The 14104-nt window shown below is 46.2% G+C and carries 13 protein-coding genes; 8 read left to right on the top strand and 5 right to left on the bottom strand.

The window, feature by feature from the left end:
- Positions 1-453: 453 nt before the first annotated feature.
- Together K6T22_RS06495 and adhE are read right to left on the bottom strand one after the other, a co-directional pair.
- Positions 454-1854 carry a hypothetical protein gene (locus K6T22_RS06495; RefSeq protein WP_238239538.1) on the bottom strand — a complete coding sequence of 467 codons (1401 nt, stop codon included), beginning with the start codon at positions 1852-1854 and terminating at the stop codon, positions 454-456.
- A 189-nt stretch (positions 1855-2043) separates the two neighbouring features.
- Positions 2044-4638 carry a bifunctional acetaldehyde-CoA/alcohol dehydrogenase gene (adhE, locus tag K6T22_RS06490; RefSeq protein WP_238239536.1) on the bottom strand — a complete coding sequence of 865 codons (2595 nt, stop codon included), beginning with the start codon at positions 4636-4638 and terminating at the stop codon, positions 2044-2046.
- Positions 4639-4974: 336 nt separating this feature from the next.
- On the opposite strand from adhE, the gene K6T22_RS06485 reads away from it, so the two are divergent.
- From K6T22_RS06485 to K6T22_RS06450, 8 genes are all read left to right on the top strand, one after another.
- Complete coding sequence (locus K6T22_RS06485; RefSeq protein ID WP_238239534.1) at positions 4975-5526, top strand: beta-class carbonic anhydrase; 552 nt, start codon at positions 4975-4977, stop codon at positions 5524-5526.
- 327 nt (positions 5527-5853) lie between these two features.
- Complete coding sequence (locus K6T22_RS06480) at positions 5854-7173, top strand: Na+/H+ antiporter family protein (protein ID WP_238240045.1); 1320 nt, start codon at positions 5854-5856, stop codon at positions 7171-7173.
- 123 nt (positions 7174-7296) lie between these two features.
- Positions 7297-7890 carry an undecaprenyl phosphate transporter UptA gene (locus K6T22_RS06475; protein WP_238239532.1) on the top strand — a complete coding sequence of 198 codons (594 nt, stop codon included), beginning with the start codon at positions 7297-7299 and terminating at the stop codon, positions 7888-7890.
- A gap of 58 nt (positions 7891-7948) precedes the next feature.
- Positions 7949-8833: a hypothetical protein gene (locus K6T22_RS06470; protein ID WP_238239530.1), complete on the top strand. Its 885-nt coding sequence runs from the start codon at positions 7949-7951 to the stop codon at positions 8831-8833.
- Between the two features lie 162 nt (positions 8834-8995).
- Positions 8996-10366 carry an amino acid permease gene (locus K6T22_RS06465; protein WP_238239529.1) on the top strand — a complete coding sequence of 457 codons (1371 nt, stop codon included), beginning with the start codon at positions 8996-8998 and terminating at the stop codon, positions 10364-10366.
- Between the two features lie 332 nt (positions 10367-10698).
- The gene (gene amaP, locus K6T22_RS06460; RefSeq protein ID WP_238239527.1) at positions 10699-11241 is read left to right on the top strand and encodes an alkaline shock response membrane anchor protein AmaP; all 543 of its coding nucleotides are present in this window, start codon (positions 10699-10701) and stop codon (positions 11239-11241) included.
- Between the two features lie 20 nt (positions 11242-11261).
- A complete protein-coding gene (locus K6T22_RS06455) occupies positions 11262-11468 on the top strand; it encodes a DUF2273 domain-containing protein (RefSeq protein ID WP_238239525.1) in 207 nt (68 codons plus the stop codon).
- A 53-nt stretch (positions 11469-11521) separates the two neighbouring features.
- Positions 11522-11959, top strand: coding sequence for an Asp23/Gls24 family envelope stress response protein (locus K6T22_RS06450; protein ID WP_238239524.1), 438 nt, complete (start codon positions 11522-11524; stop codon positions 11957-11959).
- Between the two features lie 53 nt (positions 11960-12012).
- Here K6T22_RS06450 and K6T22_RS06445 read toward each other — a convergent pair whose 3' ends face one another.
- The 3 genes from K6T22_RS06445 to K6T22_RS06435 all read right to left on the bottom strand — a co-directional run bounded on the left by K6T22_RS06445 (position 12013) and on the right by K6T22_RS06435 (position 14092).
- Positions 12013-12780, bottom strand: coding sequence for an ABC transporter permease (locus K6T22_RS06445; protein ID WP_053453061.1), 768 nt, complete (start codon positions 12778-12780; stop codon positions 12013-12015).
- A 1-nt stretch (position 12781) separates the two neighbouring features.
- Positions 12782-13705, bottom strand: a complete 924-nt coding sequence (locus K6T22_RS06440) for an ATP-binding cassette domain-containing protein (RefSeq protein WP_238239522.1) — start codon at positions 13703-13705, stop codon at positions 12782-12784.
- 105 nt (positions 13706-13810) lie between these two features.
- Entirely contained in the window at positions 13811-14092 is a 282-nt protein-coding gene (locus K6T22_RS06435; RefSeq protein WP_238239521.1) for a hypothetical protein, read from the bottom strand.
- Positions 14093-14104: the final 12 nt, after the last annotated feature.

Genomic DNA, 14104 nt, shown 5'->3' with positions numbered 1-14104 from the left:
CCCCCCAGGATGTTTTGACTGCTTCATTAATTTAGCATGGTTCGATTATAGCTAATAGTCCTTTCAAATAGGTCGGACATCCGTCTTATTTAACCTACTTAACTAATTCCAAATAATGGCTTTACATTGTTGATTTCCCCTTTACAAATCAGGTGTTAATGGTAAAAAAAGGTGTTTTACATCATTGTATGATTCATATAAAAAAAACGATACTTTTTCAGGATTTAGTCCTGAAAAAGTATCGTTTTAATTAATGCAGAACGTATCTATTCATTCTCGACTCCTATAGGAAAAGAAAGCACGCTCTTCGCTTTCGTCAGGATCAGGTGAGGCCCGGTAGTCGAAACGGAGTTTTGGATACCACGGCTTACCTCCCGCCTGTGGAAAGCGAGGATGACAGTAACGTTCGTCGCCCGGATTCATGGCACAGGATTTTCACTACGCCATGTTCCCTTACACCGTTTTCTCTGGTTTCCGTCGGACGACATAACCGAGAATACCAGCAAGTAACGCAAGTCCTGCGGCGTAAAGTACCGTCCATCCTGCTGTCTGTTGAGCAAATTCGAACAAGACGTCACTGCGCCACTTCATCGCGAATTGGACGTATGAAGCTTGACTGACGATGAAGCTAATGACACCGATCGCAATTGCAAAGACGAACGGATCGATGATCGACTTGAAGCTTCGGATACTACAAACGAAATAGATCGCGAATGTCACGAGCAATAATACCCAATACCCACTCTCACTCGAAACATTCGGTGGTGTCGCTCCTGCTGATTCCGCATCAATCACTTGGATCGTCTGTCGCGCGACACCGTAATCAACAGAATCGAGCTTCAATTGTGTCGCTGACAAGTCAGGGCGTTCTCCACCGAGTAGCGTCAACAGTTGTTCGGTCACCCGATCCGTATCAATCCCGTCGACGACTTTTTGAATCGAGTCATTGAGCTGATCCGTTGAGGTTTCACCGTTCAACATTGAGACAGGAACTTCTGCGTTTGCTCCAAGGACGTCTGCTTGATAGACGACTTGACCGCCGTGGATCCAGTCGTACATCCCACCACTTCCGGCGTTCAAACTTGCGACGGTCAGTGCTGTCCGTAGTGAGGAATCTCCGTCGTACGCCGCTTCATCTTGCACTGTGAAGACGAGTTGCAGAGTACTTGCGAACATCAAGATGAGCAGACTGGCACGTCCAGCAGCTGTTAAACCGGATAACTTCTGCGGGAAGAACGCCATCCAGCCAAGTAGACTGACGACGAGGAGTGGTAAAATACCATTCATCGCGTAGCCGTCTTGTAGCGCAAGGAACGGTACATCATTTCCTCTTCCGGCAAGTACGAACCAAATGATACCGACCGTCAAAAAGAAACTGACTGAGCGAATCGTCCAACCAAGACGACTTGCTTTAATCCGTAATACTAAAAATAGCAAAGTGATCAAACCGATGCCAAATACGGAGTAGAGTAACGTCCCGTAAGAGACATCAAACGTAAGTGGTGCGAGGACTTGTTTTAAATCGATTCCGAACAATGATAAGACGTCTCCGGCAGAACTCGCATCAAGCACCTGATTGATGATCCCTTCCCGGACCGCACTCGGCATCGTAATCGACAGCCCACCAACGAACAGGAGCATGAGCGAGACCGTAATATCTGTATCATTCCATGAGACATCCGCCTGTTGCATCTGCGTCACAAGATCTTGATAGTCTGAGGACGAAGTAATCTGTGAAGTCAAAAATGCCATCGCGCCATAGATGACACCGAAAAAGATGAGACCGATGAGGACGCCATACAGGACATCCCAGACGGAAAACCGTCGTTGTTTCCTTTCTTGCCTTGGCTCCATCCTAGTTCCTCCTTTTATGTCTGATGTTTGAATATTCCTGCTTCAGCGAAACCAAAAACATCAAATTCATTCAACAGCCATTATATCCCACCTTTTCTCTGACTGTCTCCACTGATTTCCAAAACAAAAACCGACTTCTCAAAGTGAGAAGCCGGTTGAACGATCTGGTGCCATGGTATTTTTTCTCTATTAGATGCCTTCGTATGCTTGTTCCATGATCGTCCGTAACTCAGCGACAAGCGGCATCTTCGGATTCGCTGTCGTACATTGATCCTCGAAAGCATCAACTGCCATCTTATCGAGTTTTGCCTCGAAGTCTGCTTTTTGAATGCCTTGCGCCTTGAATGACATCTTGATGTTGAGACGTTGTCCAAGATCAGCAACTGCTTGAATGAGTGACTCGACCCCTTGTTCCGTCGTTGCTGCCGGAAGGCCGAGGTAGCGGGCGATGTCGGCATACCGTTCATCGGCAACGAATGACTCATATTTCGGGAATGCTGCTAGTTTTGTTGGGCGTGACGCGTTATAGCGAATGACGTGTGGCATCAGGATCGCGTTCGTCCGTCCGTGTGGCGTATGGAACTCCCCACCGATTTTGTGCGCAATTGAGTGGTTGATTCCAAGGAATGCATTCGCGAATGCCATCCCTGCCATCGTTGACGCATTGTGCACTTTTTCGCGTGCTTCCGCGTCAGATCCGTTCGCGTACGCTCGTGGCAAGTAGTCGAAGATCATTTTGATTGCTTTGAGTGCCAGTCCATCCGTGTAGTCGTTCGCAAGAACTGAGACGTACGCTTCTGTTGCGTGTGTCAAGACATCCATCCCCGTATCAGCGGTGATCGAAGCGGGAACTGTCATGACGAATTCTGGATCAACGATCGCGACGTCTGGTGTCAACGCATAGTCAGCAATCGGGTATTTGACGTTCTTCTCTTTATCCGTGATGACGGTGAACGGTGTCACTTCTGAACCTGTCCCCGATGTCGTCGGAATCGCAACGAACTTCGCTTGACGACCAAGTGTCGGGAATTTGTAGGCACGCTTACGGATATCAAGGAATTTTTGACGTAAGTTTGAGAACGTTTCGTTCGGCTGTTCGTAGAAGAGCCACATTCCTTTTGCAGCATCCATCGCTGAACCACCACCAAGGGCGATGATCAAGTCTGGTTTGAAATCACGCATCGCTTGAGCACCCGTCTGAACAGTCGTTACGGATGGATCCGGTTCGACTTGGTCGAAAATCCGGTAATTGACGGACTGCGGCAAGTTTTGAATCACTTTATCGGCATATCCGAATTGCACCATCGTCGGATCAGTGACGATCATGACGCGTGAGACGTCAGTCATCGACCGTAGGTACTGGACGGAGTTCTTTTCGAAGTAGATTTTTTCAGGAACCTTGAACCATTGCATGTTCACGCGTCGTTTCGCCACCTTTTTGACGTTGAGTAAGTGTTTCGCCGTTACGTTCTCTGAAACAGAGTTTTTACCGTATGATCCACAACCAAGTGTCAGTGATGGTGTCAACTCATTGTAAAGATCACCAATCCCTCCATGAGCAGATGGACTATTGACGAGGATCCGGCAGGCTTTCATCCGGAGTCCGAACGCTGTCATCAAATCATCGTTCGTCGTATGAATGACGGCTGTATGCCCGAGACCACCGATTTCAAGCATTTGTTCAGCAATCACGAACGCTTCTTCGGATGAAGCGACGCGGTACGCACCGAGAACGGGACTGAGTTTTTCGTGAGACAGTGGTTCTGCTGCTCCGACGTGCTCGAGTTCCGCGACGAGCATGACGGTTGTTTCCGGAACGTTGATTCCGGCTTTCTCTGCGATCCACGTCGCTGGTTTACCGACAATGTCCGCGTTGACAGCACACGTATCGGTTTTGATGACGAGTGTTTCGAGACGTTGTTTTTCTTCCGGCGAACAGAAGTAACAACCGAGTGCTTCCATTTCCGTCCGGACCGTTGCATAAATCTCTTGGTCGACGATGACGGCTTGCTCAGATGCACAAATCATCCCGTTATCAAACGTTTTTGAGAGAACGAGATCGCTGACTGCCCGTTTTACTTTCGCAGATTGTTCGATGTAGCATGGAACGTTCCCTGGTCCAACACCGAGTGCTGGTTTCCCCGTTGAGTACGCTGATTTAACCATTCCTGCTCCACCTGTCGCAAGGACCATGGCGATGTTTTCGTGGTTCATCAAGACTTTTGTTGCTTCAAGTGATGGTTCTTCGACCCATTGAATACAGTCTTTAGGTGCGCCTGCTTTGATTGCTGCGTCGCGGAGTGTTTTCGCCGCTTCAACGGAACATCGTTGTGCCGATGGATGGAACGCGAAGACGATCGGGTTACGTGTCTTAATTGCAATCAACGCTTTGAACATCGTCGTTGACGTTGGGTTCGTGACCGGTGTGACACCACAGACGACACCAACTGGTTCAGCGATGTATGTGATGCCATTTTGAACATCTTCTTCAAGAATTCCGACTGTTTTTTCATGACGTAGACTATTATAGATATACTCTGTCGCGAACATGTTTTTAATCATTTTATCTTCAAAGACACCGCGTCCTGTCTCTTCTGTTGCGAGACGCGCAAGCTCGACGTGCCGTTCCAGTCCGGCAAGTGCCATATCACGAACGATCGTATCAATTTTTTCTTGATCGAATGTCAGTAATTCTTGTAACGCACGTTGCCCTTTTTCAACAATTTGTCCGATTGCTTGTTCGACCGGTGTTGCCGTCGATTTTGTTTTTTCTTTCACAGCCATGAGTGGTTTCCTCCCTGTCGTGGAACGAATCTGAGTTTGATTTGCCAACCATTATGTCAGGAATGCCAAGCTGTTTTTCAATAGTTTGTGCTTTCCTTCACAAATCAATCATAACTCCTTTTTCCTATTTTGTGCATGACTATCCTGTGAATTCCCTCACACTATTGATAGCGTTTACATACGTTGTCTGGTCTACCTTCTAGTCATTCCGTTCTAGACACGACAAACTGTGCGATTTATCACACCTCGCATTTTCCTGACTTGATAGCCGTTTCGTCATCTTGTATTCTGATATGGGGTACATATTAAGAGCTACCACTAAAGGAGGACACTTGAATGTCAGTCGTACAGGAAATGCTAGCTTTCAACGAGCGATTCGTCGCCGAAAAACAGTATGAGCAATTCGTCTCGGATAAGTTCCCAGACAAAAAAGTCGTCATCTTGACGTGCATGGATGCCCGTTTGACGGAGCTTCTTCCACACGCACTCGGTTTGAAAAACGGGGATGCGAAGATTATCAAAAATGCCGGCGCTATCCTATCGCATCCATTCGGTTCCGTCATGCGCTCGATTCTCGTCGCGTTGTATGCACTTGGTGCTGAAGAAGTCGTCGTTATCGGTCACCACGATTGTGGCATGAGCACGATTGATCCTAAACACATGATCAGCGAGATGAAGGGTCGAGGTATCGACCAACAGATTCTTCACACGCTTGAAGTATCAGGTGTTGATTTGAATCAATGGTTGCGTGGCTTCACGTCAGTTCAAGAAAGCGTCGCTCATTCGGTCAGCCTCGTGAAGAACCACCCATTACTGCCACCTGGTACGAACGTCCACGGACTCGTCATCGATCCAGGTACCGGTAAACTCGACGTCGTCGATTGTTGATCACTCTCTGTTGATCACTCTCTATAGAAGAAACGCAAATAGAATTGGATAATTTACTCTGCTTTAAACTAAAGATAACGTGCCATTTTCTCGTATCAGAGAAAGATGGCACGTTTTTTCGTATGAATCATTTTCAGTGATCAAAACGCTTCTCACTTCAAGCTTCAGGGTATAAAAGAATCTAACTTCTTGTGGAAAGCTAAAAAGCGTATCATTCATCTTTTGATTACGAGGTCAGACTTTTACTCTTGACAGCATTCCAACATGGCTGTAAGATACTTTAGTATAGTACAGTGATAACAAAAGAAAGTGTGGTTTTACTGAATGATAAACGCCGTATTGTTTGCCGTCTTTTTACTATTTATTTTAGCGATCTTCCGCGTCCACATCGTAGTCGCGATGGTCATCAGTGCGTTTGCCGGCGGTCTCGTCGGTGGTCTCGACCTGACTGAGACAACAAAAGCGTTCTCCGATGGTCTTGGTGACGGGGCAGAAATCGCCCTTAGCTATGCATTGCTCGGTGCTTTCGCTGTTGCACTCTCGAAAACCGGATTACCGGATGCACTTGCACACGCCTTGATTCAACGTTCACGCGGCGATGCAAATGCTTCTTCTGTCAAAAAACTAAAAGGATTCATCTTGTTTGCGATTCTCTTACTTGCGATTAGTTCACAAAACGTCTTACCGATCCACATCGCATTCATTCCAATCATCATTCCGCCGCTTCTTGGTCTCTTCAATCAGTTGAAGATGGATCGTCGCCGGATTGCAATCATCATGACGTTCGGTCTTGTGACACCGTACATGTTCTTACCAGTCGGTTTCGGAGACATTTACCTCAACCAGATTCTACTAAAGAACTTGAAGGCAAATGGTCTCAATACAGCAGGAGCATCCGTCATCGAAGCGATGGCGATTCCGGCACTCGGGATGGTCGTCGGTCTCTTAATCGGTCTATACTCATATCGTAAAGAACGGACATATGAGATGCGTGACATCGCACCGGACGATTATGAAATTCCGGTCATCACGAAAACAAAGCTTGTCTTAAGTGGTGTTGTCGTCATCGCGACCTTGATCGTCCAACTGCAAACCGGATCAATGATTCTTGCTGCGACAACAGGACTCATCCTCTTCTTGTTGCTTCGTCTTGTTCGCTTCAGTGAAGCAGATGACGTCATAACACGCGGTATGCGCATGATGTCATTCATCGGTTTCGTCATGATTTCAGCAAATGGATTCTCAAACGTCTTGCGTAAGACGGGAGATATCGAGCCACTCGTCGAGAACTCGAAATCGTTGATGGGCGATTCCCAACTCGTTGCAGCATTCGTCATGCTCTTGATCGGTCTTCTCGTCACGATGGGGATCGGCTCAAGTTTTTCAACTGTTCCAATCATTGCAGCAATCTTCGTTCCACTTTGTATCCAGTACGGATTCAGTTTAGAAGCGACGATCGCTATCATCGGTACATCCGGCGCACTCGGTGACGCGGGTAGTCCGGCATCTGACTCGACACTCGGACCGACAAGTGGTCTAAATGCCGATGGTCAGCATGATCACATGCGGGAAACAGTCATTCCGACGTTCCTTCACTACAACATTCCATTAATCATCTTTGGTACGATCGCTGCTGTCGTATTATAAAAACAAGACGGGTTCGCTGTCATAGCGAATCCGTCTTTTGAATTGTCTCCGTTTTTTTCCTTTTCATTTTACCGTCAGTTCTCTAAAATAAAGGAATGAACTGATACAAAGGAGTTGTCTTACGTGTTATCTCAAGTCGTCAACCAAATTTTGCTTTCGCTTGCCGATCTCGGATATTTCGGCATCGCCCTCGGGTTGATGATTGAAATCATACCGAGTGAAATTGTCCTCTCTTACGGTGGATTCATGATCTCCCAAGGAACAATCGGCTGGCCGCTCGCCGTCGTCGCTGCCGTCATTGGTGGATTGTTCTCGCAATTATTCTTATACTGGTTCGCGCGCTATGGCGGTCGTCCCCTGATCCTGAAATACGGAAAGTATGTCCTGATTTCAGAACACCATCTCGATTTAGCCGAGCGTTGGTTCTTGAAATACGGACAAGGGGTCATCTTTGGCGCTCGTTTTATTCCCGTCGTCCGCCATGCTATCTCGATTCCAGCTGGTCTTGCAAAGATGGATCAGACGAAGTTTTCCCTCTATACAGTCCTGGCGATCATTCCATGGTCGATTCTCTTCTTGTACCTGGGTGAAACGCTCGGAACGAACTGGCTCTCGATCAAGGAAGTCGCAGCACCTTACACGAACGGTGTGTTGATTGCTGCTGTCGTCTTAATCATTTTTTACGTCATCTTTAAACGCCGTCAACGAACGGTTTGAACAACTAGCAGTCTGTCTTACGACGGACTGCTTTTTTAAACAAACAGGAGGTCCTGCCATGCTCACATCCCCACTCGCCCATTTCCCATTACGTCGTTTGACCGCATCCTATCGTACAGGACGTCCAGTCGCGACTGGCATCACTGTCGACGGTCATATTTTAATCGTCGAAGAAACCGTTGACGAAACACGAAAGAAACATGTTCTTTCTATTCATCAGTTGATGGACGATTGGCGGAAGACGACGATCATTGAAAAAAATGAGATTGATTTTTCGCTCGTCGATCGCTTTCCTGATGGCCGTCTGCTACTCGTCGCTTCTCGTTGCGATGATGATGTAGACGGTACTTGGTTACCGAATGCTTTTATTTATGATATTCAAGGAAACCTAGTCAACCAATTTTGTTTAGACGATGGGATCCAAAACATGCAAATTGATAAAGACGGTTTAATCTGGGTCAGCTATTTCGACGAAGGTATATATGCAGATGCAGCAACGGGCTCAAATGGCGCTTTCGGTTTAGTCGCTTTTGATGACGCTGGTGAAGTACAGTATAAAAATCGTCAGTATCCGATCGATGATTGTTATGCACTCAACGTCTGTTCCTCAAAAGAAATCTGGTTCTTCTATTATTCCGATTTTCGTTTCATTCGAATTGGTCAAGATGAAGACCTCGTCTACGAGGCACCTACAATCGCCTTTTCTCAGTTCGCTCGATATGATGACTATATTCTTGCTGCAAATTCTGATGAAGTACAATTGTTAGAACGGAAAGGAACAGTTTTAGAAAGTGTTCGTTCGATTCGTTTTACGAACGAGCAGGGAGAAATCCTGTCAGGTGACCTTACAATGCGTAATGATCTGATTGTTTTATCCACTTCGAATCAGCTATTTTTCGGTAAATTAGAAAGACACCTTTCAGCTTTACTAGCCAACGAATGAAAGCTGTTACATGTTTGTTTCATAAATTCCTGATTCTTGAAACCTCCATTTCAAATTTTCAAAAAGACTAGCCGAGTCCTATCCGAGGATAGTATACTCAGCGTTATAGTTATTCGGGCAAGTTGTCTGAACATTATGACGTCACAGATTTTTTTGGGGGAAATGATGAGTTCGAATTTGAAACGCGATTTAACAGCACGACAAGTACAAATGATTGCACTTGGAGGAACGATCGGGGTCGGTCTGTTCCTTGGAGCATCAAGCACAATTGCTTGGACAGGTCCATCCGTCTTACTTGCGTACATGCTAGCAGGAGTCTTTATCTTTTTTATCATGCGTGCACTTGGTGAGATGGTCTACACCCATCCTCACAGTGGTTCGTACGCAAAGTTCGCAAATGATTATATCCATCCAGCCGCTGGTTTTTTGACAGCAAGCAGTAACATCTTCAACTGGGTCGTCGTCGGGATGAGCGAAGTCATCGCCGTCGGAACATACCTACGCTTCTGGTGGCCGGAACTTCCGACTTGGATTCCAGGGGTCGTCGTCATCGTTCTCTTGACGCTCGCGAACCTCGCTTCGGTCAAGATGTTCGGTGAACTCGAATTCTGGTTCGCCTCCATCAAGGTAATAACGATTCTTCTAATGATCGTCGCCGGATTCGGAATCATCTTCTTTGGTCTAGGAAATGACGGAAACCCAGTTGGCTTCTCGAACCTGTGGGCGAACGGTGGATTCTTCACGAATGGTTTCACCGGCTTCTTCTTTGCCCTCTCGATCGTCTTCGCCTCTTACATCGGTGTTGAGTTGATCGGCGTGACAGCTGGAGAAACGAAAGATCCAGAAAAGAACATCACAAAGGCGATCAATGGTGTCGTCTGGCGGATTTTGATTTTCTACGTCGGATCCATCTTTATCATCGTCACGGTCTATCCGTGGAATGAGTTGTCGGATCTCGGCAGTCCGTTCGTTGCGACATTCGCGAAAGTTGGTGTCACGATTGCTGCTGCTATCATCAACTTCGTCGTCATCACAGCCGCGTTATCTGGGTGTAACTCAGGGATATTCAGCGCAAGTCGGATGATCTATGCATTGGCAGAAAAAGGACAAGTACCGTCCTTCTTCTTGAAAGTCAACAAACGTGGAATTCCATTTTATACGGTCTTCGCGATTTCCATTGGGATTTTCTTCGGTGTCATTCTTGATATCACCTTACCGCTCGTTCTCGGGAAGGATACAAATATCTTCGTATATGTCTACAGCGCTTCGGTACTTCCAGGGATGGTACCGTGGTTCGCCATCTTGATTAGTCATATTCGTTACCGCAAAATTGAAAGTGAACGAACGGCTTCACATCCATTTAAGATGCCAGGAGCTCCTGTGACGAACTATCTATCAATTGTTGCACTCGTGACAGTACTCGTCGGAATGTTGTTCAATGACGAGACACGCGCTTCCATCTTAATCGGTATCGCCTTCTTGATTTTAAGTACGATCTATTACGTCGTAAAAGTACCAAAAATCGAAAAGTAATCGTATTTCTCTTCCTCTCATAGCAATATGGGAGGTTTTTTGTGTTTTCTATTTTTATATTGACATCACTTTTTATTCATGATAGCAAATCAAATACGAACCAATTCACCTTAGAACACCAAATTATTCATGGTTTTTTCGTTAAATGTCATATTTCATTTACTATTTTTTTAATAAAAAGACCAATTTTCAGAAAATATAATCTATTTACCCAAAGTGTATTTTGATGTTTTAAGGTCTTTTGAACGGGAATAAACTCACCATACACATAATATTTCATGTGTAGAACATCCTAACTAAAATATTTTTACGAAAGAAAGGAGAGATGTAACATGAACGGATTCAATCGTTTCCTACTCGTTCTGATCGGCATTCTCGGCTTGATCAGCGTCGGTCTTCTTGTACTCGGCGTTTATGATGTTCCACGCCTCAGTCCTCTGATTGAACAGTGGCAAGATCAACAATGGTACAGCTACACGATTTTATCGCTTGGTGGCTTCCTAGCATTCGTATTTGTCATTCTATTATTCACTGGACTGCTTAGCCGGTCTAAAGGACAACGCCTTCTGATCCAAACCGGTGACGGCAATATCACGATCTCAAAACAGACGATCGAACGAACGGCACTTGAGTCGATCCGCGGCATCAACGGGGTTCGATCCCCACGCGTGAACGCGGACATCCACTCGAAAAAAGAGACAGTCGCTCTCGAAGTCGACTGCTCGGTCTTTGGTCAAGAAGGATTACCAACAATCGGGAAAGACATTCAAGAACGTGCCAAACATGCAGTCGAATCATTACTTGAACTGCCCGTCACAAAAACACGTGTCCGTATTAGCGACACGAAGACAAAAACGTCTGAACGTGTCGTCTAAGACAAGGGAGGAGGAAGATCATGAAAACGAGCGAAGCACTTCGTCCGTATCGCTACCGACTACTCGGTGGACTAGTCGGACTAATCCTCGCCATCTTGTTCTTGACGATCGGTTTTGGACCAACGTTGTTAATCATCGTGTTCGCAACAATCGGTTTCTTGATTGGTCAATGGCGAGACAATGCCCTTGATGTCGAGGGATGGATTCAGTTCTTTCAACGGGACTGAACGTAAAGAACAGTAAAAAATCAGTTAACAAACATTAAAAGGAGAGATTTCTCATGGCTAACGAAATCAACACGAAACAAAACGAAAACGAAGTAGTACGCGAAAACAAACTCACATTCGAAGATCAAGTCATCAAAAAAATTGCTGGTATTGCATCAAATGATGTCAAAGGAATCCTTTCAATGAGCGGTGGCTTCATGAGTGGGTTGACAGACCGCTTCCGTAGCTCAGAAGACATCACAAAAGGAATCGACGCAGAAGTCGGCGAACGACAAGTCGCACTCGATTTAAAAGTCATCGTCGAATACGGTAAAAACATTCCATCGATCTTCCAAGACGCTGTAACGAAAATCAAAAAATCAGTCCATGATATGACAGGACTCGATGTCATCGAAATCAACATGCATGTCGAAGATGTCATGACACGTTCTGAGTTCGAAGCAAAAAGTAAATCGTCGAAAGAAGAGGAAGAAAAACGCGATTTAAAATAAGACCCTTAATTAGATAGCCGCACGAAATGGACCCGTTTAAAAGCGGGTCCATTTTACTTTTTCAGTGCCCCTCGTGCGTTCAACGCAGCAAAGATCACCATTGCGATACTGAGAACAGCAGCTACAATCAAACCTTGCCAGTAAACGGACCAATCGATGTCCGGACGAGTTAACACACTGCGCATCCCTTCCATGATATAGGTCGTCGGATTGATTGTCGCAGCAATCTTGAGCCACTCGGCCTCAATCAAATCTTTCGGTACGAACGTCGTCGATAGGAAAATCAATGGGAAGAATAAGAGTGTTCCAGCTTGTGCCGCTTGTGCGTTACGAGTCTTCAAGGCAACACCGACCGAGTAACCAGCAAAGGCAAGTCCGAATCCGAGCGCGAGTAAAATCGTCAAGAAAAAGCCGCTGATCCCCACTGGAATCGATAGACCGAGCAAAAAAGCCATTCCGAAAATCAATAACGTTTGGACGAATAATTGCAACATACCAGCTAACATCGGTCCGAGAACAATTGCGGTTCGTGAGACCGGTGTCAATAAGAGTCGAGCAAAATAACCGCTCTCGATGTCCTTGACGAGCGCTTGACCAGCACCCCCTGCTCCTCCGACAGCACCCGAGACGATTGAGACAGGCAGAATGAAGTTTAAATAATCGACACCATCGAATTGAGGTAAGTTCGAGATGCCAGAAAGACCACTCGTATAGACGAGTAGGAAAAAGACACTAATGATTAAGTTCGGGATAAAGGAGAAAGGATTGCGTAACGTCACGAGGAGACTCCGCCGCATCAAAAACCATGTTTCTCGTATCATGTCACGATTCCTCCTTATAGGCTTGCCCCGTCAAACGAATGAAGACATCATCAAGTGATGGTTGTTTGACGACGAGTGACGTAGCGACCATCTTCCGTTCGTCAAGAAAGCGGACAACAGCGCGTAATGTCTCCGTTCCATGCGATGGAATGATTAGACGATCTTTTTCCTGACGACCAGTAAATGTCTCTAAGACGATTCGCTCATCCTCTTTTTCAGTAAGCGTCAACTCGATTCGTTCCTCTCCGTTTGCTGCCTTCAGTTCTGCTGCCGTTCCTTCGGCAATCAATTGCCCTTCGTTGATGATCGCAATCCGGTCTGCCAGCTGATCGGCTTCTTCCAAGTATTGTGTCGTCAAAAAGATCGTCGTGCCGAACTCTTCATTTAATCGCCGGACCTCGTTCCAAATTTGCAGACGGCTCGCAGGGTCTAGCCCGGTCGTCGGTTCATCGAGAAACAGAACGGTTGGTTGATGGACGAGCGTCAAGGCGAGATCAAGCCGTCGTTTCATCCCACCGGAGTAAGTGCCAGACCGTCGTTGTCCGTCCTGATCGAGTCCGACGAGTCGTAGCAATTCCTCTGCCCGTATTTTTGCTTCCGTCTGACTTAATCCGAACAATTTTCCTTGTAGGACGAGTAATTCAAGCCCGGTCAAATCTTCATCGATGCCGGTATCTTGTAAGGCGACCCCAATTTGCAAGCGGACTTGTTTTTCTTGTTTGACGACATCGAATTCTTGTATCGTCGCTCGACCACCGGAAATCGGAATCAGCGTCGTTAACATCTGAACGGTCGTCGATTTCCCAGCACCGTTCGGTCCAAGAAAGGCAAAAATCTCCCCTGCCTGTACGTCGAACGAGATCCCTTTGACGACATCCTTTCCATCGTACGTCTTCGTCAAGTTCTCGACATGAATCATCTTCATTCCTTCTTTCCTCGAATTCAAAGTCATGTCCAAGATTTTCCCGTTTTTTCTGTTCGCGAATCAAAAAAGACACCTGAATCGGTGCCTTGATTGAAGCTTTAACTATTACGCTACAATCTGGTATACACCATAGACGACACCAGCAGACACTAAGAGCGTCGTAACGATTGATACCATCATCACAGTAAACCCAAATCCTTTCAAACGAACGGCTCGAGCTAACGAGAGACTAAACGAGAGCACCGCACCACTCGCAAGTACAATCGCTCCTGCGAATAACAACGTAGGGTTAATCCATGACTCTCCGATGACAATCCATGCGTAAGTGACACAGGCAAAAAGAGCGGTCATGATGAGCCATTGTTTCGATGTTCCCTTTTTCAGCATATCGGTTTCCTC

This window comes from Exiguobacterium acetylicum (assembly GCF_022170825.1).
In the GTDB taxonomy this organism is placed as follows: domain Bacteria; phylum Bacillota; class Bacilli; order Exiguobacteriales; family Exiguobacteriaceae; genus Exiguobacterium_A; species Exiguobacterium_A acetylicum_B.
This window is presented reverse-complemented; position numbering and strand designations above follow the sequence as displayed.

Coding starts and splice junctions, on each gene's coding strand:
- K6T22_RS06495 (WP_238239538.1), bottom strand. CDS start 1,854: ATGGAGCCAAGGCAAGAAAGGAAACAACGACGGTTTTCCGTCTGGGAT.
- adhE (WP_238239536.1), bottom strand. CDS start 4,638: ATGGCTGTGAAAGAAAAAACAAAATCGACGGCAACACCGGTCGAACAA.
- K6T22_RS06485 (WP_238239534.1), top strand. CDS start 4,975: ATGTCAGTCGTACAGGAAATGCTAGCTTTCAACGAGCGATTCGTCGCC.
- K6T22_RS06470 (WP_238239530.1), top strand. CDS start 7,949: ATGCTCACATCCCCACTCGCCCATTTCCCATTACGTCGTTTGACCGCA.
- K6T22_RS06465 (WP_238239529.1), top strand. CDS start 8,996: ATGATGAGTTCGAATTTGAAACGCGATTTAACAGCACGACAAGTACAA.
- amaP (WP_238239527.1), top strand. CDS start 10,699: ATGAACGGATTCAATCGTTTCCTACTCGTTCTGATCGGCATTCTCGGC.
- K6T22_RS06455 (WP_238239525.1), top strand. CDS start 11,262: ATGAAAACGAGCGAAGCACTTCGTCCGTATCGCTACCGACTACTCGGT.
- K6T22_RS06450 (WP_238239524.1), top strand. CDS start 11,522: ATGGCTAACGAAATCAACACGAAACAAAACGAAAACGAAGTAGTACGC.
- K6T22_RS06445 (WP_053453061.1), bottom strand. CDS start 12,780: ATGATACGAGAAACATGGTTTTTGATGCGGCGGAGTCTCCTCGTGACG.
- K6T22_RS06440 (WP_238239522.1), bottom strand. CDS start 13,705: ATGAAGATGATTCATGTCGAGAACTTGACGAAGACGTACGATGGAAAG.
- K6T22_RS06435 (WP_238239521.1), bottom strand. CDS start 14,092: ATGCTGAAAAAGGGAACATCGAAACAATGGCTCATCATGACCGCTCTT.